We start from the raw sequence: 21,720 nt of genomic DNA on the forward strand, positions 1-21,720 counted from the left end.
TCAAGCACGCGCGGCGGTCACCGAGACCGTGGTGAACCGCATGCTGAAGCCGCCGCCGAGCTCGTCGATCGCGGCGCCGACCTCGTCCAGCACCACGGCGAGCCGGTCGGGCGGCAGCTGGGTCAGCGCGCCGGTGGTGGGCAACTGGTCGAGCCATTCCGCCCGGGTGTAGTACCGGTCCCACGTGTAGCGCGCCTGCGACGGCTCGCCGAACCCGCCCGCGGCCCGGATGCCTTCGGCGGCGCGGTCGAGCATCGGCTGGTAACCGACCTTGGCCACCTGGCTGAAGTCGAACGGGTGGCCGGGATTGACGCGCTCATAGGCTTTCGCGAAGGCCGCGCCGATTTCGTCGGGTGGCAGGAACACGTGCCAGAACGCGGACAGCGTGCCGTGGGGTCGCAGCACCCGCGCCGCCTTGGCCGCGCCGGCCACCGGATCGACCCAGTGCCAGGCCTGCCCGGCGACAACCGCGTCGAACCGGCGGTCGCCGGGTTCCCAGTCCTCGAACTTCGCCACCTCCACCTCGATCCCGGTGCGGCGGGCGAACCGGGCCATCCGCTCGTCCGGTTCGACACCGAGCACGGTGCACCCGGCGGCCTGGAGTTGGCGTGCCGCGATCCCGGTGCCGCAGCCGACGTCGAGGAGGTCGGTGCCCGGGCTGGCTTCGACGATGGCCTCGATGAGCGGGGCGGGATAACTGGGACGCGCGCGGTCGTAGCGCTCGGCGTCGACGCCGAAGGACTCGCCTATAGTGGGCATGTGCCCACCCTAGTGGGCAAGTGCCCACTCGTCCACCGAGGAGACCGATGCCGACCGGAGTCGCGCTGCGCGAGGTGCGGGCGCAGCTGTTCGCCGCCGCCGACCGAGTCCTGCGCCGGGACGGGCCGAGCGGGCTGACCAGCCGCGCGGTCACCGCCGAGGCAGGCTGCGCGAAGGGGGTGCTGCACCGGCACTTCGCCGACTTCGACGCCTTCCTCGCCGAGTACGTGCTCGACCGCGTGAACCGGATGGACGACCAGGCCGCCGCGTTGCGCGAGGCGGCGGGGACCGGCACCGTCGCGGACAACCTGACCGACGCGCTGATCGCGGTCTTCGGCTCGGTGGCCGTGGCGATCGTCGCGCTGATCACCTTCCGCGACGAACTCCGGGCGCGGCTGCGGGAGACGTGGCCCGCCGGAGTCCCGGTGCTGACCGAGGCGGTGGAGATGATCAGGGACTACCTCGAAGCCGAGCGCGGGCTGGACCGGGTCGCCGGTGATCCGGACGGGCTGGCGCCCACGCTGATCGGTTCGGCGCACCTGCTCTTCGCCGACCGGACGGGCCCGGCGCCGGACCGCGCCGCCGTGCACGGGATGGTCACTTCGGTGCTGGGCCTAGGATCCGCGTAGAAGTCCGCGCGAACTTGAGGAAAGTGCCCCGCATGCCGTTGCCCGATCCGAACACGCTCCACCCGATGCCCGGCCAGACGCGCGTGGTGCTGCTCAAACCGCTGGTGACCTCACCGCTGATCGAGGCCGGGGAGTTCAGCTACTACGACGATCCCGAGCACGCCACCGAGTTCGAGACGCGCAACGTGCTCTACCACTACGGTCCCGACAAGCTGGTGATCGGCCGGTTCTGCGCGTTCGGCACCGGGGTGCGGTTCATCATGAACGGCGCCAACCACCGGATGGACGGCCCGTCCACCTTCCCCTTCCCGATCATGGGCGGCTCGTGGGCCGATCACTTCGACCTGATCACCGGGCTGCCGGGGCGCGGCGACACCGTGGTGGGGCACGACGTCTGGTTCGGCAACGGCGTGACGGTGATGCCGGGTGTCCGAATCGGACACGGCGCGATCGTCGCCTCCGGGTCGGTGGTCACCTCGGACGTGCCGGACTACGGCATCGCCGGTGGCAACCCGGCGAAGGTCATCCGCACCCGCTACGTCCCGGAGGAGGTCGACCGGCTGCTCGCGGTCGCCTGGTGGGACTGGCCGGTCGAGCACCTCACCACGCACCTGCGCATGGTGATGTCCGGCAGCGTCGAGGAACTGGAACAGGCCGCTCCAGCGAAGCCCGAGTGATCGATCCGCGGCGGGTTCTACGATCTCGGCATGCTGTTTCGCAGGTTGTCGCGGATGTCACTGGCCTTCGCCGCGGGCCTCACCCTCGCACTCACCGGAGCCGTCGAAAGCCAGGCCGCCGACGGGCAGTTGTTGTACTACAACCACTCCTACGGGGTGCTGGACCGCGAGACCGCCGACGCCATCGAGGATTCGGGTTACCTGCGCGAGTTCGCCAACTTCGAGGTGCGGACCACCACCGGTGCGGATGGGACTGTCTGGACCGGACGGTACCTGGTGGGCCGCGAGACCTATGTGGAGCTTTTCGGCATCGGTGATCTGCCCGCCCCCGACGGGGAATCGGGTTCCGCGGGCCTGGCGGTGTCCAGCGAACGGGACGGTGACCTGGCCGAAGCGGTGGCGAACCTGCACGAGCTGGGCGTCACCGATCCGGTCGAATTCCTGCAGACGCGCGACTTCGGCGACGGCGTGCCGGTGCCGTGGTTCGACGCGGTGTTCACCACCGGCCAGTACGACAAGTTCGGCGCGTGGGGCATGGAGTACCGGCCGGAGTACTTCGCCGATCCGCGGAGCAAGACCGAACCGGCGAGCTTCCCCGGTGACGTGGGCCGCGAGCGCTACCTGTCCGACGGTTACCGGGATCGCCTGATGCGGGACGTCACCGCGGTCCACCTGGCGATCACCGAACGGGATCTCGGCAACACCGTGCCGTTGCTCAAAGCCGGCGGGTTCACCGTGCTGGAGGTGCCGGGCGGGGTGGTGGCCAAGGGCGGCGGCACGACCGTCCGGCTGGACGCGGTGCCGCTCGGCGAGGTGGGCCTGCGGCAGGTGGAGTTCGCGCTGAACCGGCCGGTGGCGGGGCGGGACGCCGAGCGGATCGGGCACTCGGAGCTGGTCGTCGGGCCGGGCGCGCGGGCTGTGTGGACGTTCACCCGGTAGGGCCGGAATGCCCCGGCGCGGCGGGCTGTTGTGCTGGGCATGAAGGCGATCACCCAGGCCGGCTACGGCGGCCCTGACCAGCTCACCCTGTCCGAACACCCGGAACCGAAGGTCGGCCCCAGCGAGGTGCTGATCGAGGTGAAGGCCGCTGGGGTGAACCCGGTGGACTGGAAGCTGGGGGCCGGTTACCTGGACCCGATGATGGAGGTCCAGTTCCCGCTGGTGCCCGGCTGGGACGTGGCCGGGGTGGTCAGCGCGTTGGGGCCGGACGTGCCGGAGTTCGCGGTGGGGGACGAGGTGTACGGCTACGTCCGCAAGGACTCCGCGCACCTCGGTGCCTACGCCGAGCGCGTCTCGGCGAACGTGCGGATGCTCGCGCGCAAGCCGGCCGCGCTGAGCTGGACCGAGGCGGCGGGCGTGCCGCTGGCCGGGTTGACCGCGCTGCAGTCGATCGACCGGGTCTCGGTCGCGGCGGGTGACACCGTGCTGGTGCACGGCGCGGCCGGGGGAGTGGGCTCGCTCGGGGTGCAGATCGCCGTGGCGCGCGGGGCGCGGGTGATCGGCACGGCGAGCGAGCGGAACCACGAGTTCCTGCGCTCGCTCGGGGTGGAGCCGATCACCTACGGCGACGGGCTGGCCGACCGGGTCCGGGCGCTCGCGCCCGAGGGCGTCGACGTGGTGCTGGACTTCGTGGGCGGCGGTGCCGTGCACGCTTCGGCGGAGGTGCACAAGACCCCGTCGCGGCTGGTGTCCATTGCGGACGGTGACGCGGCCGGCCTCGGCGGCCACGTCCTGTGGGCCCGCCCGGACTCGGCGCGGCTCGCGGAACTCGCGCGCCTGGCGGACGACGGGAAGCTGGCGGTGCACGTCGCGCACGAACTCCCCTTGGCGGAAGCGGCGCGGGCGTGGGAACTGAGCCAGGAGGGCCGGACGCGCGGGAAGATCGTGCTCACCGTGTGACCTTGACCGGGGATGTCACGAATGTGGCTTTCGAGACGCCAGACGTCTCGAAAGCCACATTCGTGACATGGGCCGGGTGCGCGGCAGGTGCTGCCGTGCTTGACAGCGGTACTCGGGAAGCTGCGATTCTTTGTGCATGAGCGCGAAGAAGCTGCCGGGGCTGTACGCGGCGCTGGTGCTCCTGCTGGCCGGGTGCTCCGACCAGCTCGAGGACCGCGGCGGTGACGAGGGCGCCGCCCCCGACTTCATCGGGGACGTGGACCACGTCGAGGTCTATCGGAACGCGGACGCTTTTCCGAACATCGCGCGTGCCTGCGTCCAGGGGCTCGGCTTCGCCACCACGTCCACCGGCCGCGGTGAGTCGAGTGGCGGGGGACCGCTCGTCCGCGTCCCGGAGTGGGACGCCTTCTGCGCGTCGAAGCGGCCGCCCGGCTGAGGGCGGCCGCTCCCGGGTCAGTTCAGGACGTTGCCGTTCTCCGGGCGGGAGGGGCGTGAGCGGCGCGCGTCGAGCTGGACGTAGGTTCGCTGCAGCCAGCGGTCCTGGCCGTCGTACCGGGGGCGGAAGGACGTCCGCCCGTGCACCGCGATGCGGTTGTCCACGATGGCCAGATCGCCCGGCGTGAGCACGAAGGTCCGCCGCACGTCGTCGAAGGCCTGGCGCAGTTGGTCCAGCGCGCTCGCCGCGGTCACGTCGAGCGGGTCGGTGCTGGCGAAGTCCACCCGGATGTCGGGGTCGGCCGGGTCGCCGTCGAGCACCGGGCGCGGCAGCGGCGTCTCCGCCCCTTCGAACGAGCCGGGCGCCGAGGTGACGAACCGCGGCTGGCCCAGCACCTCCCGCGTCGACTCGGACAGCAGCTCCACCGCGCACCGCACCGACGAGGTGAGCAGGCCCGCCACGTTGTCGTGGTCGTTGCGCAGGCACATCAGGATCACGTAGTCCGGGCTGTTGCGGTGGAACGCGTTCTCCGTGTGCATCTTCAACCGCACCGAACCCGCGTTGCCCTGGAAGTCCTCCTTGCCGGGCACCGGCACCACGTTCTGCACCAGCGCCCCGCCCTTCTCCTGGCGGAAGGCCACCACCTCACCGAGTTGCATGCTGGTCAGCACCAGCGCCGCCGCGGGCACCGTCGGCTCGTGCTGCACCGAGCCGGCGACGGTCGGGGTCGGCGGCAGCGCCGGCTCGTCCACCGGCAGCCCGCGGAGCAGGAGCACCCCCTCCCGCCCGGCGTCCCGGCGGAACCGGCGCACCGCGGCACCCAGCGCCGAGGGCAACCGGCTGGCCGCCTCCCGCGCCTGGTCGACCCAGCCGGGGTCGTCGATCCGGCCCGCCGGGTCGGCGAGCTCGACGGCCAGCCCCCGCACCGCGCTCCGGTCGGCTTCGGACAGCACATGCGACATCGGGACACCGGCCTCGGGTGCACGACTGTCGAGCTGCAGCGTCATCTGGAAATCCCTTCTGTGACAGCACGTGCCGCCGAGCATCACCGGGCGGGCGCACCCCCCACATCACCCATGTGGTCACCCGCCCGCCACCCGGGGCAGGCGATAGCAACATGGGTGATGTGGCCGCGCCGGGCCCCGGACAGGGTGGTTCGTGCCGGATGAACTCCGGTGCCAGAGCACCTCTCCCCAGATCCCCACCCCAGAGCCGAAGAGGGGGTGAGCCGCGATGAACAACAACTTCACCAACGTGAACAACAACAACGTCAACAACAACAACGCGAACAACAACAACAACTGATCGGTGCCCGTGACGTCCCGGCCGGTGCGCGCACCGGCCGGGATGGCGCACCAGGACGGATTCAGCATGGAACGCGCACTGTCCGTGGGGCAGGAGGCGCTGTGGTTCATCAACCGCATGGCGCCGGACAGCTCCGCCTACAACGTGGTCTACACCATCGGCCTGCACCACCGGCTGGACCTGCCCGCGCTCTCGCGCGCGGTCCGGCTGACCGCGGGGCGCCACGACGTGCTGCGCTCGGCGTTCACCGAGATCGACGGGATGCCGCGGCGGGTGGTCCGCGAAGGCGGGCTGCTGGAGCTGGAGGTGCGCGACGTCGGTGACGTCGGCGAACAGGTGCTGACCGCACTGGTCCGCGACGAGGTCACGCGCCCGTTCCACCTGCCCTCCGGCGCGCCGGCCCGGCTGGTGCTGCTGCGCCGGGCCCCCGACGACGCGCTGCTCGTGTTCGTCGCCCACCACATCGCGCTCGACGGCCCGTCGCAGGTGCTGGTGCTCCAGGACCTGCTCGACGCCTACCAGGCCCTTCGCGACGGCGGAACCCCCGGCTGGGCCCCGCTCAAGGCCACCTACGACGACTTCGTCACCGCCGAGCGGCGCCTGCTCGACTCCCCGCGCGCGGCCGAGCTGGCGGCGTACTGGCGCGAGCTGTGCGAGGGCGCGCCGTCCGTGCTCGACCTGCCCACCGACCGGCCCCGGCCGGGCCGCCAGCGGCTGCGCGGGGCGACGCACGTGTTCCAGATGCCCGAGGACATCGTCGCCGGGCTGGTCCCCGCGTCCCGCGCCCACCGCACCACGCCCGCGCGGTACCTGATCGGGCTGTTCCAGTCGCTGCTGCACCGGTACTCGGGCCAGCGCGACTTCCTGATCGGCTGCGCGGCCACCTCGACCATGGGCCTGAACCGCCTCGGCGTGGCCGGTTACTTCGTGAACTCCATCCCGCTGCGCACCCGCTGTGGTTCGCAGGCGACCTTCCGCGAGGTGGTCGCCGAGGCGAGCGAGCAGCTGCGCGAGGGCATGGCCAGGGTGGACTACCCGTCCGCGCTGCTCCCCAAGGCGCTCGGCCTGCCGCGTGCCTCCGGCACTTCCGGCCTGTTCCAGGTGCTGGCCACCACGATGACCGCCGGGCGGCAGGCACCGCTGTTCGCGCTCGCCGCCGGCGGCCACGGCACCACGGTCGACTACGCCGGCCTGCGGCTGTCCTGCTTCGACGTGCCGCAGCAGGAGGGCCAGTTCGACGTGACGCTGGAACTGGTGCGCGACCGCACCTCGATCCGGTGCGCGCTCAAGTACGACTCCGACCTGTTCGACCCCGGCACGATCGCGCGGCTGGCCGAGCACTACCGCTTGCTGATCCGGGCGGCGCGCACCGATCCGGACGCACCGGTGGCCGGGGTGGCGCTGCTCGACGACACCGAGCGCGCCCGCCTGCTCGCCTTCGCCACCGGCCAATCCCACCTGACCGCCGCTTCCTACGGAGGAACACGATGACCTACCCCGGCGACAACGGCCCCGTCTACCGGGTCGTGGTGAACAGCGAAGAGCAGTACTCCCTGTGGCCCGTGCGGCGCGAGCTGCCCGCCGGGTGGCGCGCCGAAGGCACCGAGGGGTCGCGCGAGCAGTGCCTGGCGCGGATCGGTGAGGTGTGGCAGGACCTGCGCCCGCTGAGCGTGCGCACCGCCGGGGCTTCGCGATGACCGCCACCCTGCTGCACGACGCGTTCGCCCTCCAGGTGGCGCGCACGCCCGGCGCGATCGCCGCGGTCGACGGCTGGGACAGCGTGTCCTACGCCGAACTCGACCGGCGTGCCGGGCACGTGGCGGCCGCGCTGCAGGCGCGGGGCTGCACCCCCGGCCAGGTCGTCGGGGTGCGCGTGCGCCGCGGCACCGACCTGGTGGCCGCGCTGCTCGCGGTGTGGCGCGCCGGTGGGGTGTACGTGCCGCTGGACCCGGACCACCCCGAGGAGCGCATCGCCGGCATCGTCGAGGAGACGGGCTGCCGGATCGTGCTCACCGACGAGTCGGTCGCCGAGCTGACCGCCGCCACCGGCGCGGCGCCCCCGGTGACCCGCCCCGGGACCAGCCAGGACAGCCCCGCCTACATCATCTACACCTCGGGTTCCACCGGACGGCCGAAGGGCGCGGTGGTCACCCACGGCGGCATCGCCAACCGGGTGCACTGGACCGTGCGGACCCACGGCCTGTCCTCGCGCGACCGCGTGCTGCAGAAGACCTCGCTGTCGTTCGACGCGGCGGGCTGGGAGATCTTCGCGCCGCTGGTCAGCGGCGGCACCGTGGTGCTGGCACCGGCCGGGGCCGAACGCGACCCGGTGGCGATGATCGAGGCGGTCATCCGAGACGAGGTGACCGTGCTGCAGGTGGTGCCCTCGGTGCTGCGGCTGCTGGTCGCGCAGGAGCGGCTGGCCGAATGCACCTCGTTGCGCCTGCTGTTCTCCGCGGGCGAGCCGCTGCAGTACGAGCTGTGCCAGCAGGTGTGGGCGAAGGTCGACGTGGAGCTGTGGAACACCTACGGCCCCACCGAGTGCGCCATCGACGCCACCGCCTTCCGCTGCGACCGCGAGCAGACCACCGGCCCGGTGCCGATCGGCGCGCCGATCAGCGGGGACCACGTGGTGGTGCTCGACGAGCACGGCGAGCTGACCCCGATCGGGCTGGCCGGCGAGCTGTACATCGGCGGTGCCGGGGTCGGCCTCGGGTACGTCGGGCAGCCGGAGCTGACCGCCGAGCGCTTCGTGCCCGACCCGCTGGGCCTGCCCGGCTCGCGGCTCTACCGCACCGGGGACCGCGCCCGCTGGCGCGACGACGGGGTGCTCACCTACCTCGGCAGGCTCGACGACCAGGTCAAGGTCAACGGCGTGCGGATCGAGCCCGGTGAGGTGGAGGCCGCGCTGCGCGCCCACCCCGCGGTGCGCGGTGGCGCGGTGCTCGCGGTGCCGGGGCCGACCGGCGAACTGCGGCTCGCGGCGTTCGTGGTGGGCGACATCGAACCGGCCGCGCTGCGCACCTTCCTGCGCCGCGGCCTGCCGGAGCACCTGGTGCCGACCCTGGTGGTGCCGCTGGACGAACTGCCGCTGACGCACAGCGGCAAGGTCGACCGCATCGCGCTGCGCGCGATGGAACTGGACGACCAGCCCGGCCGCCCCGGGTACCTGGCGCCGGAGACCGCCGCCGAGCAGGTGGTCGCCGAGGCGTGGGCGGATCTGCTCGAAGTGGACCGCGTCGGCGTCGAGGACGACTTCTTCCAGCTGGGCGGGCATTCCCTGCTGATCACCCGGCTGGCCGAGTGGCTGCGCGTGCGGACCGGCAGGCGGATCGAGGTCCGCCACCTGTTCGCCGCCTCCACCGTGCGCGACCAGGCCGCGCTGCTGTCCACAAAGGACGTCGAGGCGGCGCCGGAGCCGGTGGCCCGGCCGGACGGGCGCCTGCCGCTGTCGTTCGGCCAGCGGCGGCTGTGGTTCCTCGAGCAACTGCGCCACGGCGACCAGGAGTACATCGTGCCGCTGTTCCTCCGCGTGCCGGAGGGAACCGGGCACGAGGCGGTGGCACGGGCGCTGAACGCCCTCGAAGCACGCCACGAGGTGCTGCGCACCCGGTACGTAGTGCACGACAACGAGCCCTGGCAGGTGATCGACGCGCCCGGTGAGGTGGAGCTGCGGATCGTCCGGGGCACACCGTCGAAGCACGAACTGTTCCGCGCGGAACTGGCCCGCGGGTTCGACCTGGCCAACGGGCCGGTGTGGCGGGCACTGCTGCTCGACCGGCCCGGCCTCGAAGGGGTGCTGCTGATCACCGCGCACCACATCGCGGTGGACGGCCGGTCGCTGGTCGTGCTGGCCGACGAGTTCGAACGGCTGTGCCGGGCCGAAACCGAGCTGCCCGCGCCCGCGCTGCAGTACGCCGACCACGCGATCCGCCAGCGGCGCGCGCTGACCGGCACGCTGCTGGACGAACAACTGGCGTACTGGCGGGCCGCGCTCGACGGGGTGCACCCGCTGGAACTGCCGGTGGACCGCCCGCGAGCCGCCGAACGCGCTTCGAACGGTGCCGCGCTGGACTTCCGGCTGCCGCCGGAGACCGCGAGCGCGCTGCTGGAGCAGGGCCGCCAGGCCGGGGCGACGCCGTTCATGTCGCTGCTGACCGTGTTCACCGTGCTGCTCGCGCGCTACAGCCGCGACTGGGACGTGGTGGTCGGCACGCCGGTGGCCGGGCGGACCGCGCCCGAGTCCGAAACCGCGGTCGGGTTGTTCCTGAACTCGCTGGCGCTGCGCGCGAACCTGACCCCCGAGCTGAGCTTCACCGAGGCGCTGGGCCGGGTGCGGGCCGCCTGCCTCGGCGCGTTCGGGCACGCCGACCTGCCGTTCGAGCGACTGGTGGAGGAGATCCAGCCGACCCGCGACCTGGCCAGGACGCCGGTCTACCAGGTGATCTTCGACCTGCACGAGGCCGGACTCGCCGAGGCCAACACCAACGTGGTCGACACCGACGTGATGCGGTCCATCTGGCGCACCGCGAAAACCGACCTGACGCTGATCATGCGCACCCACACCGACGGCACGGTCGACGGCATCCTCGAATACGCCACCGCGTTGTTCGACGAAGCCACCATCCAGCGGCTCGGCGCGAACTTCGTCCGGCTGGCCGCCTCGCTGACCGCCGCGCCGGAGGAGCCGATCGGCACCGCCGACCTGGTCGCCGACGCCGAGCGCGAACTGCTGCTGCGCACGTGGAACGACACCACGGCGGATCAGCCCTCGCGGCCGGTGCACCTCTCCATCGCCGAACAGTGCGCGAAGACGCCGGAAGCGGTGGCACTGGTGCACGACGGCGGCACGGTCACCTACGGCGACCTGGACCGCGAGGCCAACCGCTTCGCGCACCTGCTGCGTTCGCGCGGGGTCACCGCCGAATCCGTGGTGGGCGTGCTGCTCGACCGCGGGCCGGAGCTGGTTTCCGCGTTGCTCGGCGTGTGGAAGGCGGGCGGTGCCTACGTTCCGCTGGATCCGTCGTTCCCGGCCGACCGCGTGCGGCACGTGCTCGCCGACTCGGGCGCGGAACTGCTGGTGTCCGATTCGGAGCTGGCCGAGAACGCCGGGGACTTCGGCGGCGGGCGGGTGCTCGTCGACGTCGACCGCGCGGATCTGGCGCGGCAGCCCGCCGAAGCACCGGAGGAGGTCGACGGGAACGGGCTCGACCGGCTCGCGTACCTCATCTACACCTCGGGCTCGACCGGCACGCCGAAGGGCGTCGCGGTGGCCCACCGCGGGCTGGCGAACTACCTGGACTGGTCGATCGGCGCGTACGCCTCGCACGGCACCGGCGGCGCCCCGCTGTTCACCTCGATCGCCTACGACCTCGGCCTGCCGAACCTGTACACCCCGCTGCTCACCGGGCAGCCGGTGCACCTGTTCCCGCAGGACTTCGACCTGACCAAGCTGGGCCCGGCACTGGCCGACGCGGGGCCGTTCAGCTTCATCAAGCTGGCGCCCGCGCAGCTGGAACTGGTGCTGGGCCAGCTCGCCGACGCCGGGCCGGTGCCGCTGGCGGAACTGGTCAGCGCGGCCGGTGACTGGGTGCCCGCCACGCTGGCCGAACGCTGGCGCGCGGTGACCGGGCGGCCGGACGCGCGCTTCGCCGCCGAGTACGGCCCGACCGAGATCACCGTGGGCAACTCGGCGCTGTTCCCCGAACCGGGCGAGCAGGCACACGAGTTCCTCTCCATCGGCCACCCGATCCCGAACACCACCATGTACGTGCTCGACGAGTTCCTGAACCCGGTCCCGATCGGCGTGCTCGGCGAGATCTACGTCGGCGGTGTCGGCGTGGCGCGCGGGTACACCGGCAAACCGGAGCTGACCGCGGAGAAGTTCCTGCCCGATCCGCACGGCGAGGCCGGCGGGAGGCTGTACCGCACCGGCGACCTCGGCCGGGTGCTGCCCGGTGGCGCGGTGGAGTTCCGCGGCCGGGCCGACAACCAGGTCAAGGTGCGCGGGTACCGGGTGGAACTGGGCGCGGTGGAGGCCGCGCTGCTGGCCCACCCCGACGTGCGCGAGGCCGCGGTTGTCCTCAATGGACAGAAGCTGGTCGCCTACCACGTCGGCCGGGCCGGGGACCTGGCCGCGTTCCTGGGCGAGACGCTGCCGCGCCACGAGGTGCCCAGCGTGTTCGTGCCGATGGAATCCCTGCCGCTCAACGCCAACGGCAAGGTCGACCGCAAGGCACTGCCCGAACCCGAGGCGGTCGAGGTCACCGAGACGGCCGGGCAGGCCCCGCGCACCCCGGCGGAACGGCGGATCGCGGCGATCTGGGCGCGGGTGCTCGACCGGCGCATCGGCGTGCACGACAACTTCTTCGACCTCGGCGGGCATTCGATGTCGGCCGCCACCGTGGTGTCCATGCTGCGGCAGGAGTTCGGCGTGGAGCTCGGCATGCGCACGCTGTTCGACGCGCCGACCGTGGCCGGGCTCGCCGACGCGGTGGCCGAGCTCATCCGGGCCGAGATCGACGGACTCAGCGCGGCCGAGGTGCTCGCGCGCAGCGAGGAGGCCAAGCGATGACCATGCAGGAAACCGAGCTCTACCGCGAGGAACTGGTGCGCCGCCGGATGGCGGGCAGCGCGGCGGGCAACCGCGTCTCGATCGGCAGCGCCGACCGGAGCGCGCCGCTGCGCCTGTCGTTCGGGCAGCGGCAGCAGTGGTTCCTCAACCGGCTCGACCCGGGCAGCCCGGAGTACCTGGTTCCGCTGGCCCTGCGGCTGCGCGGCCCGCTGGACACCGGCGCGCTGCGCCGCGTGTGGACCGAACTGGTGGCCAGGCACGAGATCCTGCGCACGCGCTACGAACTCTCCGGCGCGGAACCGGTGCAGCTGGTCGACCCGCCCGCCGAGCCGCGGTGGACGGAGATCGCGGTGCCCGGCGAGGCGGCCGCGCTGGCGCGGGCCGAGCAGGAGGCGCTGCGCCCGTTCGACCTGGCGAGCGAGCACCCGCTGCGGCTGACCCTGCTGCGCATCGGCGAGCAGGACCACCTGCTGCTGGCGGTGTTCCACCACATCGCCTCCGACGAGGTGTCGCAGGAGGTGCTGCTGAACGAGCTGGGTGCGCTGTACATGGCGTTCTCCGCCGGGCTGCCGTCACCGCTGCCGCCGCCCGCCGTGCAGTACGCGGACTTCGCCGCCTGGCAGCGGGACTTCTTCTCCGAGGACGCCATCGAGCAGCACCTGTGGTACTGGCGGGACCAGCTCGCCGACCTGCCGCGGCTGGAGCTGCCGACCGACCACCCGCGGCCGCCGGTGCGCGGCTGGCGCGGCGCCGGCGTACCGGTGACCATCCCGGCCGAGGTCGCGAACCGGATGCGGGAGCTGGCCAGGGCCGGGGACGCGACCCCGTTCATGGTGCTGCTGACCGCGTTCCAGTGCCTGCTGGCCCGCTACACCGGCCAGGACGACGTCACCGTGGGCACGGTGGTCTCCGGCCGCAGCCACCCCGAGCTGGAGGGCCTGCTCGGCTACGTGATGAACACGCTGGCGTTGCGCATGCGCATCTCCGGCGAACCGTCCTTCGAGGACATGCTGGCCCGCAACCGGGTCACCGTGCTGGAGGCGCTGGACCGGCAGGCCGTGCCGTTCGGGCGGCTGGTCGACGAGCTGCAGCCGGAACGCGACATGTCGGTGACCCCGCTGTTCCAGGTCGCGTTCACCCTGCACGCGGTGCCCGAGCTGGGCGGTGAACTGGCCGGGGTGCGCGCGGAGTACGTGGACCTCAAGTGGCAGGTGGCCAAGTTCGACCTGGCGCTGCGGCTGGCCGAACTGCCCGACGGCTCGATCGGCGGGCAGGTCGAGTACGCCACCGACCTGTTCGACGAGGCGACCGCGCGGCGGCTGGCCGAGCACTACTCGCGGTTGCTGGAGAGCATCGCCGCCGCCCCGAGCGCCGGGGTGCACGAGCTGGACGTGCTGCCCGCCGAGGAGCGCGCCCTGCTGGTGCGCCAGGCCGGGCGCGCCGAGCCGGACCCGGTTTCCCGGTGCCTGCACGAGGTTTTCGCCGAGGTGGCGGCCAAACTGCCCGACGCGGTGGCGGTCACCTGCGATGGCGCCGAGCTGACCTACGCCGAACTGAACCGGCGGGCCAACCGGCTCGCGCACCACCTGCGCGCGGTGGGCGCGGCCCCGGAAACGCTGGTCGGCGTCTGCCTCGACCGCGGCCACGACCTGGTGCCCACGCTGCTGGGCGTGACCAAGTCGGGCGCGGGGTACCTGCCGCTCGACCCGGCCTACCCGGCCGACCGCCTGCGGTTCATGGTCGAGGACGCCGCCGCCCCGGTGGTGGTGACCACCGCGGCCCACCTGGACCTGGTCCGGGAAGTCCACAATGGACGCATCGTGGTGCTGGACGGGGCGGACGCCGAGGCGATCGCGGCCGCCCCGGACACCGACCCGGAACCGTTGAGCGGCCCGGAAAACCTCGCCTACGTCATCTACACCTCCGGTTCGACGGGCAAGCCGAAGGGCGTCTGCGTCACCCACGCCAACGTGCACGGCCTGCTCACCGCGGCGCAGCTGCACTACGGCTTCGGCGCCGACGACAGCTGGTCGATGTTCCACTCCTACGCCTTCGACGTGTCGGTGTGGGAGATGTGGGGCGCGCTGCTGCACGGCGGGAAGCTGGTGGTGGTCCCGTTCGGCGTCTCGCGGTCGCCGGAGGAGTTCCTCGACCTGCTGGTGCGCGAGCGGGTCACCGTGCTTTCCCAGACGCCGTCGGCCTTCCGCTCGCTGATCGCCGCCGCCGAGGCGGACGACCCGCGCCTGGCCGATCTCGCACTGAGCGCGGTGGTGTTCGCGGGGGAGAAGCTGGAGCAGCGCGAACTCGCGCCGTGGGTGAAGCGCTTCGGGCTGAGCCGTCCGGCGCTGATCAACATGTACGGCATCACCGAGACCTGCGTGCACTCCACCTTCTACGCGCTGACCGAGCAGGACCTGGCGCCCGGCGCCGGCAACCCGGTCGGCTTCCCGCTCGACGGCGAGCGGATCCACCTGCTCGACCGGCACGGCAACCTGGTGCCCACCGGGATGGCCGGGGAGATGCACGTGGGCGGGCACGGGGTGGCGCGGGGATATCTCGGCCGGCCGGAGCTGACCGCCGAGCGGTTCGTGCCCGACCCGTTCGGCGCGCCCGGCGACCGGCTGTACCGCAGCGGTGACCTGGCCCGGCGGCTGCCCGACGGCAGCCTGGAGTTCCTCGGCCGCATCGACCACCAGGTGAAGCTGCGCGGGTTCCGCATCGAACTCGGTGAGATCGCCGCCGCGCTGGGCGAGCACGCGGCCGTGCGCGACGCGGTCGTGGTGCTGCGCGAGGACACCCCCGGCGACAAGCGGCTGGTGGCCTACCTGGTCGCCGACGGTGCCGCGCCGGATCCCGGTGAACTGCGGGCGCTGGTGGCGAAGTCGTTGCCGGACTACATGATCCCGGCGGCCTACGTGGTGCTGGACCGGATTCCGCTGACCACCAACGGGAAACTGGACCGGCGCGCACTGCCCGAGCCGGACAACGCCTCGGTACGCGCGGCGGGTGAGGTGACGCCACCGCGCACGGTGACCGAGGCACGCATGGCCGCGATCTGGCGTGACGCGCTGGACACCGCCACGCTCGGCGTGCACGACGGGTTCTTCGAGATCGGCGGTGACTCGATCCGCGCGGTCGGACTGGTCGGCGCCCTGCGCACGGCCGGGTTCGACGTGTCGGTGCGCGACATCTTCGAGTACCGCACGGTGGCGCAGCTGGCCGCGTTCTGCGACGAGCGGTCCGCGCCGGCGCCGATCGACACCCCGGTCGAGCCGTTCGAGCTGATCTCCGCCGAGGACCGCGCGCTGGTGCCGGACGGGGTCACCGACGCGTACCCGATGTCCCAGGTGCAGACCGGCATGCTGGTGGAGATGCTGGCCGGGGGATCGGACAACATCTACCACAACATCAGCTCGTTCCAGGTCAAGGACGACCAGCCGTTCAGCTTCGACGCGCTGCGCGAGGCGGCCTCGCTGGTGGTCGAGCGCCACGAGATCCTGCGCACCTCCTTGCACGCGAGCGAGTTCTCGGTGCCGATGCAGCTGGTCCACGCCGAGGCGCCGATCTCGGTCGGTGTCCGCGACCTGCGCGGGCAGGACGAGCAGGCGCAGCAGGCCGCGCTGCGGAAGTTCACCGCCGCCGAGCGGGCCGCGTTGTTCGACCTGGCCAAGCCGCCGCTGATCCGGCTGTTCGCGCACGTGGTGGACAACGGCTGGTGGATCTCCATCACCGAATGCCACGCCGTGCTGGAGGGCTGGAGCTTCCACTCGCTGCTGATGGAGGTACTGACCGCGTACGGCAGGCTCCGCGACGGCCAGGCCCCGGAGCTGGCCGCGCTGCCCGAGGTCCGGTACGCCGACTTCATCTCCGCCGAACTCGCTTCGCTGGAGTCGGACGAGGACCGCGGTTACTGGCGCGAACTCGTGGCGCGGCAGCCGAAGATGGAACTGCCGCAGGCCTGGAAGGACCCGGAGCCCGGGCTGCCCTACCGGATCGACCTGCCGTGCGCGGATCTGGTCGACGGCCTGCGAGGGCTGGCCACCTCGCTCGGCGTGTCCATCAAGAGCGTGTGGCACGCGGCCTACCTCAAGACGATGAGCATGCTCACCGACCAGGAGGCGTTCAGCACCGGCCTGGTCTGCGACACCCGGCCCGAACTGCTCGGCGCCGACCGCGTGTTCGGCATGTACCTCAACACCGTGCCGTTCGCCTTCGACCGGTCGGCGGGGACCTGGCGGGAACTGATCCAGGCGACCTTCGCCGGGCAGACCGAGCTGTGGCCGCACCGGCGGTTCCCGCTGCCGGAGATGCACCGCGAGGCGGGCAGCGCGGACCGGCTGATCGACACCTTCTTCATCTACCTCGACTTCCACGTGGTCGACCTCGGCCTGGTCGACGGGGACACGGTGATCGACGACAGCCCCAACGAGTTCGGCCTGACCGTGGGCGTGATGGGCGACCGGCTGATGGTGCACGCCCGGACCGACGTGCTGCGCCGCGCCGACGGCGACCGGCTCGCCGCGATGTTCCGCACGGTGCTGGAGTCGATGATCGCCGACCCGGACGCCGACGCGCGGCAGGCCTGCCTGCCCGCCGGCGAGCGCGAACTGGTGCTGCACGCGTGGAACCGCACCGAACGCCCGCTGGACAGCGAGGGCCTGGTCGAGCGGGTCCAGGCGGTCGCGCGGCGGCAGCCGGACGCGGTGGCGGTCAGCGACGACCGGGAGGAGCTGACCTACGCCCAGCTGATGGGCCGGGCCAGCGCCATCGCCGGTCAGCTGCCCGACGCCGGGCCCGACCTGCTGGTCGCCGTGCTGGCCGACCCCGGCGCGCGGTTCGTCAGCGCGGTGCTGGGCGTGCTGGGCGCGGGCGCGGCCTACATCCCGCTGGACACCGCCGCGCCCGAGGCACGCACCGCGCGCCTGCTGGCCGACAGCCGGGCGAAGTTCGTCCTGGTCACCCCGGAACACGCCGGGCACGCGGCACGGGCCGCCGCCGACACCGGCGCGCAGATCTTCGTGCTCAGCGACGACGAGCACGAGGAGTGGGCGCGCCCGCGCGGCGCGGAGTACGACCTCGCGTACGTGCTCTACACCTCCGGTTCGACCGGGGCGCCCAAGGGCGCGATGGTGCACCGGCGCGGCATGGTCAACCACCTGCTCGCCAAGGTCGAGGACCTGGTGCTGACCGGTACCGACTCGGTGGTGCAGAACGCGCCGCTGACCTTCGACGTGTCGGTGTGGCAGATGCTGGCCGCGCTGCTGACCGGCGGCCGGGTGCGGGTGGTCACCCCGGCGTGCGCCGCCGATCCCGCCGCGTTGTTCGGCACGGTGGAGGACGAGGAGATCTCCGTGCTGGAGGTGGTGCCGTCGCTGCTGCGGGCGGCGCTGGACGACTGGGACTCGGGTGCTCCGGTGCCGGGGCTGGCGTCGCTGCGCTGGCTGGTGGTCACCGGGGAGGCGCTGCCGCCGGAGCTGTGCACCCGGTGGTTCGCCCGGTTCCCCGGCATCCCGATGGTCAACGCCTACGGGCCCACCGAGTGCTCGGACGACGTCACGCACGCGATGATCACCGAGCCGCTGCCCGCGGAGGCCCAGCTGGTGCCGATCGGGCGCGCCATCCGCAACACGCAGTTGTACGTGCTCGACGGCCACCGGCAGCCGACGCCGATCGGGGTGCCGGGTGAGCTGTACGTCGGTGGTGACGGCGTCGGCCACGGGTACCTCGCCGACCCGGAACGCACCGCGCAGGCGTTCGTGCCGGATCCGTTCCTCGGCAAGGGATTGCTGTACCGGACCGGCGACCGCGTCCGCTACCGGCCCGACGGGCAGCTGGAGTTCATCGGCCGCCGGGACAACCAGGTCAAGATCCGCGGGCAGCGGGTGGAACTCGGCGAGGTCGAGGCCGCGTTGCGCGCGGTGCCCGGGGTGCGGGACGCGGCGGCGAAGGCCGCGGGCGGACGGCTGATCGGCTACCTGGTCGGCGAGGCCGACCGCGAGGCCGTGCGCGCCGAACTCGCCAAGACCGTGCCCGAGCACCTGGTGCCGTCGGCGCTGCTGGTGCTCGACGCGCTTCCGCTGACCCCCAACGGGAAGGTGGACCGCAAGGCGCTGCCGGACCCGGACCGCTCGCAGCTGGCCGAGGAGCCGGCGGTGGCGCCGCGCACCGAGACCGAGCGGCGGATCGCCGAGGTCTGGGGCTCGGTGCTCGGCGTGGCCGGGCTGGGCGTGACCGACGACTTCTTCGCCGTCGGCGGGGATTCGATCCGCACGCTGACCGTGGTCGCCGGGCTGCGCTCGGCCGGGTTCACCGTGTCGGTGCGCGACGTGTTCGAGACCCGGACGATCGAGGCGCTGGCCACGCGGCTGGAATCCGCGACCGGGGACAGCGGGACCGCGCTGGCCTGGTTGCGCACCAGGGACACCAGCCCGCCGCTGTACTGCGTGCACCCGCAGGGCGGCAGCGCGCACTGGTTCCTCCCGCTGGCCGACCGGATGGGCCGCTCGGTGGCCGCCTTCGAGGCGCCGGACGGGATCGGCGAGCAGCCGGTGGAGCTGACCGAACTGGCCGCGCGGTACCTGACCGAGCTCCAGCCGGACGGCCGGTTCGCGCTGCTGGGCTGGTCGTCGGGCGCGACGCTGGCGTGGGAGATGGCGCGGCAGCTGGCCGCGGCCCGCACCCCGGCTGCGGCGTTGATCCTGATCGACCCGATCGGCGACCCGGCGGTGTCCCCGGAGGTGGTCACCAGCGACGCGCTCACCGACCGGCTCGCGGAACTGTGCGCCCAGCCGGAGGTGGAGCCGACCGGCGAGATCCGGTCGCTGCTGAGCCTGGCCGGGTTGTCCGCCGACGCCGGTGACCTCGGCGCGATGCGCCGCCAGGTGTACCGGGCGCAGGCGCTGACCCGCGCGATGTACGCCTACCGCTACCCGGTGGCCGGCACGCCGGTCCGGCTGGTGATCACCGACGAGTGCGCCGAGGAACGGCACGGCGTGCTGCGCGGCCTGTCGTACCCGGACTACCTGGGCCACTGGCGGGAGCTGGCCGGTGGCGGGCTGACCGTGCACCGGGTGGCCGGTGAGCACGAGGAGGTCCTGCGCCCGCGGCGGGCCGGTGAACTCGCCGCGCTGATCCAGACGCTGATGACCGATGGAGGCCCCCGATGACCGAGTTGATCGCCGCCCCGGCCAAGCTCGCCAGGAACCTGCTGTCCCTCAACGACCTCGGCGAGGAGGACCTGCAGTACCTGGTCAGCCGGGGCGCGGCGCACGCGGCCGGTGCCGCGCCGGGCGCCCCGCTCGACGGCAAGATCGTCGGCGTCTACTTCGAGAAGACCTCGACCCGCACGCGCACCGCGTTCTCCAGCGGCGCGCTGCGGCTCGGCGCCCGGCTGATCACCTACGGGCCCGGCGACCTGCAGACCAACACCGGGGAGACGCTGGCCGACACCGGCCGGGTGTTCGCCTCGATGCTGGACGTGCTGGTCGCCAGGACCACGCTGACCGCGGACCGGCTGGGCGAGCTGGCCGGGCACGGCACCATGCCGGTGATCAACGCGATGAACGTGGAGGAGCACCCCACCCAGGGGCTGACCGACCTGACCACCCTGTTCTGCCACTTCGACCGGATCAGCGGCCTGCGGGTGCTCTACGTCGGCGAGGGCAACAACACCGCGGCGGCGCTGGCGCTGGGCCTGACCCGGTTCGCCGGCACGCACCTGGAACTGCGCACCCCGCCGGGGTACGGGCTGGCCAGGCCGATCGCGGCCACCGCCGCCGAGCAGGCCGTCCGGTTCGGCTCGTCGATCACCGAACGGCACGACATGGACGGGCTGCCGGGCGGGTTCGACGTCATCTACACCACGCGCTGGCAGACCACCGGCACGGCGAAGGCCGACCGGAACTGGCGCGAGCGGTTCGCGCCGTTCACCGTGCACGCCGGGCTGTGGGACGACAACCCGGAGGCGGTGTTCCTGCACGACCTGCCCGCCCACCGCGGTGAGGAGGTGAGCGCCGAGGTGCTGGACGGGCCGATGAGCCTGGCCTTCACCCAGGCGCAGCACAAGATGCACAGCGCGATGGCGGTGCTCGAGTGGTGCGCCGGCGGGACGCGATGACCACGGCTGAAACCACCACCCCGGACCGGGGGCTGCGCGGCAACCGCGACTTCCTGCTGCTGTGGTCGGGGGCCGGGCTGTCCTTCCTCGGCTCGCGGCTGAGCGCCTTCGCGTATCCGCTGATCGTGTTGTGGGCCACCGGATCCGCGGCTTCGGCCGGGCTGGTCGGCTTCGCCGCGCAACTGCCGTACCTGCTGGTGCAGTTGCCCGCCGGGGTGGCCGTGGACCGCTTCGACCGGCGGCGCCTGCTGATCATCTGCGACCTGGGCAGGCTGGTCGCGGTCGGCAGCATCCCGCTCGGGATGATCTTCGCCGGGCTGAACCTGTGGCACCTGTCGGTGGTCGCCTTCGTCGAAGGCGCGTTCACCGTGATCTACCGGATCACCGAGCGCGCGGCGCTGCCCAGCGTGGTGCCGGAGAAGCACCTGACCACGGCGTTGTCGCGCAACGAGGCCAGGGAGCAGGCCGCCGGGCTGCTGGGCCAGCCCGGCGCCGGGGTGCTCAGCGCGGTGACCCAGTGGTTCCCGTTCCTGGCCACCGCCGTGCTGCACGCGTTCTCGCTCGGCACGGTGCTGATGATCAAGAAGAAGCTGCAGGCCGAACCGGTCGAGGCGGAACCGCAGAAACCGCTGGCCGCGCTGATGGAGGGGCTGCGGTGGATGGCCGGGCACCGCTTCGCCCGCGCGGCGGCCGGGCTGATCGCGGTGAGCAACCTGCTGTTCCAGGTGCTGATGCTGACCGTGCTGGAGATCGTGCGCGAGGACGGCGGCTCGCAGCTCGTGGCGGGGCTGGTGACCGTGGTCAGCGGGATCGGCGGGGTGCTCGGCGCGCTCGGCGCCACCTTCTGGATCCGCCGGATCTCCTTGCCCGCCTTGGTGATCGGGGCCAACGCGCTGTGGGCGGTGCTGGTGCCGACCACGCTGCTCGCCGGGGACCCGGTGGTGCTCGGCGCGGTGTACGGGCTGATGTCCTACATCGGCGCGGTGTGGACCGTGGGGGTGAGCGCGTACCTGATCGGGATCGTGCCGGACCACCTGCGTGGCCGGGTGACCAGTGTGGCCACCCTGCTCGCCTACGGGCCGCTCGCCTTCGGCTCGCTGCTGGGCGGGTTCGGGCTGACCGCGCTCGGGGTGACCGGCACCGTGCTGGCCGTCGGCGGGGTGATGGGCGTGCTGACCTTGCTCGCCGCCGCGAGCCCAGGCGTTCGTTCCCTTTCCCGGTGAATTAAAAAACAGCGTCATAAATGCGGCCCCCGGAAACTTTCGGGGGCCGCATTTGTGCCATTTCCGCGTTTCGCGGAGAGCCACTCCGCGAAACGCGGGGTC

Annotated in this window: 13 protein-coding genes; 11 read left to right on the forward strand and 2 right to left on the reverse strand. The window is 72.5% G+C overall.

The window, feature by feature from the left end; genetic code table 11:
* On the reverse strand, positions 1 to 750 hold the full coding sequence (locus tag JYK18_RS32815) for a class I SAM-dependent methyltransferase (RefSeq protein WP_307796231.1): 750 nt from the start codon (positions 748 to 750) through the stop codon (positions 1 to 3).
* A 56-nt stretch (positions 751 to 806) separates the two neighbouring features.
* Between JYK18_RS32815 and JYK18_RS32820 the strand changes: the two genes are divergently transcribed.
* The 5 genes from JYK18_RS32820 (at position 807) to JYK18_RS32840 (ending at position 4,400) form a co-directional block, all read left to right on the forward strand.
* Positions 807 to 1,388 (forward strand): TetR/AcrR family transcriptional regulator, encoded by a 582-nt coding sequence (locus tag JYK18_RS32820; RefSeq protein ID WP_206807283.1) that lies wholly within the window; start codon positions 807 to 809, stop codon positions 1,386 to 1,388.
* Positions 1,389 to 1,420: 32 nt separating this feature from the next.
* Positions 1,421 to 2,065 (forward strand): CatB-related O-acetyltransferase, encoded by a 645-nt coding sequence (locus JYK18_RS32825; RefSeq protein ID WP_206807284.1) that lies wholly within the window; start codon positions 1,421 to 1,423, stop codon positions 2,063 to 2,065.
* A 30-nt stretch (positions 2,066 to 2,095) separates the two neighbouring features.
* Positions 2,096 to 3,004 (forward strand): DUF5829 family protein, encoded by a 909-nt coding sequence (locus JYK18_RS32830; protein ID WP_242582343.1) that lies wholly within the window; start codon positions 2,096 to 2,098, stop codon positions 3,002 to 3,004.
* A 39-nt stretch (positions 3,005 to 3,043) separates the two neighbouring features.
* Complete coding sequence (locus tag JYK18_RS32835) at positions 3,044 to 3,964, forward strand: NADP-dependent oxidoreductase (protein ID WP_206807285.1); 921 nt, start codon at positions 3,044 to 3,046, stop codon at positions 3,962 to 3,964.
* Between the two features lie 136 nt (positions 3,965 to 4,100).
* Positions 4,101 to 4,400 (forward strand): hypothetical protein, encoded by a 300-nt coding sequence (locus JYK18_RS32840; RefSeq protein WP_206807286.1) that lies wholly within the window; start codon positions 4,101 to 4,103, stop codon positions 4,398 to 4,400.
* A gap of 17 nt (positions 4,401 to 4,417) precedes the next feature.
* On the opposite strand, the gene JYK18_RS32845 is transcribed toward JYK18_RS32840, so the two are convergent.
* The gene (locus tag JYK18_RS32845) at positions 4,418 to 5,407 is read right to left on the reverse strand and encodes a TauD/TfdA family dioxygenase (protein ID WP_206807287.1); all 990 of its coding nucleotides are present in this window, start codon (positions 5,405 to 5,407) and stop codon (positions 4,418 to 4,420) included.
* 301 nt (positions 5,408 to 5,708) lie between these two features.
* Here JYK18_RS32845 and JYK18_RS32850 point away from each other — a divergent pair, with 301 nt between their 5' ends.
* Genes JYK18_RS32850 through JYK18_RS32875 form a run of 6 tightly spaced genes read left to right on the forward strand, consistent with a single transcriptional unit; the run spans position 5,709 to position 21,618 of the window.
* Complete coding sequence (locus JYK18_RS32850) at positions 5,709 to 7,196, forward strand: condensation domain-containing protein (protein WP_206807288.1); 1,488 nt, start codon at positions 5,709 to 5,711, stop codon at positions 7,194 to 7,196.
* Complete coding sequence (locus JYK18_RS32855) at positions 7,193 to 7,402, forward strand: MbtH family NRPS accessory protein (RefSeq protein WP_206807289.1); 210 nt, start codon at positions 7,193 to 7,195, stop codon at positions 7,400 to 7,402. Before JYK18_RS32850 ends, JYK18_RS32855 begins: the two co-directional genes overlap by 4 nt.
* A complete protein-coding gene (locus JYK18_RS32860; protein WP_206807290.1) occupies positions 7,399 to 12,279 on the forward strand; it encodes a non-ribosomal peptide synthetase in 4,881 nt (1,626 codons plus the stop codon). Before JYK18_RS32855 ends, JYK18_RS32860 begins: the two co-directional genes overlap by 4 nt.
* Complete coding sequence (locus JYK18_RS32865; RefSeq protein WP_206807291.1) at positions 12,276 to 19,445, forward strand: non-ribosomal peptide synthetase; 7,170 nt, start codon at positions 12,276 to 12,278, stop codon at positions 19,443 to 19,445. Before JYK18_RS32860 ends, JYK18_RS32865 begins: the two co-directional genes overlap by 4 nt.
* Entirely contained in the window at positions 19,442 to 20,395 is a 954-nt protein-coding gene (locus JYK18_RS32870; RefSeq protein ID WP_206807292.1) for an ornithine carbamoyltransferase, read from the forward strand. The genes JYK18_RS32865 and JYK18_RS32870 overlap by 4 nt, the downstream gene beginning before the upstream one ends.
* Positions 20,392 to 21,618, forward strand: a complete 1,227-nt coding sequence (locus JYK18_RS32875) for an MFS transporter (protein WP_206807293.1) — start codon at positions 20,392 to 20,394, stop codon at positions 21,616 to 21,618. The genes JYK18_RS32870 and JYK18_RS32875 overlap by 4 nt, the downstream gene beginning before the upstream one ends.
* Positions 21,619 to 21,720: the final 102 nt, after the last annotated feature.

Origin of the sequence: Amycolatopsis sp. 195334CR (assembly GCF_017309385.1) — a bacterium.
Classification (GTDB): domain Bacteria; phylum Actinomycetota; class Actinomycetes; order Mycobacteriales; family Pseudonocardiaceae; genus Amycolatopsis.

Coding starts and splice junctions, on each gene's coding strand:
- JYK18_RS32820 (WP_206807283.1), top strand. CDS start 807: ATGCCGACCGGAGTCGCGCTGCGCGAGGTGCGGGCGCAGCTGTTCGCC.
- JYK18_RS32825 (WP_206807284.1), top strand. CDS start 1,421: ATGCCGTTGCCCGATCCGAACACGCTCCACCCGATGCCCGGCCAGACG.
- JYK18_RS32830 (WP_242582343.1), top strand. CDS start 2,096: ATGCTGTTTCGCAGGTTGTCGCGGATGTCACTGGCCTTCGCCGCGGGC.
- JYK18_RS32835 (WP_206807285.1), top strand. CDS start 3,044: ATGAAGGCGATCACCCAGGCCGGCTACGGCGGCCCTGACCAGCTCACC.
- JYK18_RS32840 (WP_206807286.1), top strand. CDS start 4,101: ATGAGCGCGAAGAAGCTGCCGGGGCTGTACGCGGCGCTGGTGCTCCTG.
- JYK18_RS32845 (WP_206807287.1), bottom strand. CDS start 5,407: ATGACGCTGCAGCTCGACAGTCGTGCACCCGAGGCCGGTGTCCCGATG.
- JYK18_RS32855 (WP_206807289.1), top strand. CDS start 7,193: ATGACCTACCCCGGCGACAACGGCCCCGTCTACCGGGTCGTGGTGAAC.
- JYK18_RS32860 (WP_206807290.1), top strand. CDS start 7,399: ATGACCGCCACCCTGCTGCACGACGCGTTCGCCCTCCAGGTGGCGCGC.
- JYK18_RS32865 (WP_206807291.1), top strand. CDS start 12,276: ATGACCATGCAGGAAACCGAGCTCTACCGCGAGGAACTGGTGCGCCGC.
- JYK18_RS32870 (WP_206807292.1), top strand. CDS start 19,442: ATGACCGAGTTGATCGCCGCCCCGGCCAAGCTCGCCAGGAACCTGCTG.
- JYK18_RS32875 (WP_206807293.1), top strand. CDS start 20,392: ATGACCACGGCTGAAACCACCACCCCGGACCGGGGGCTGCGCGGCAAC.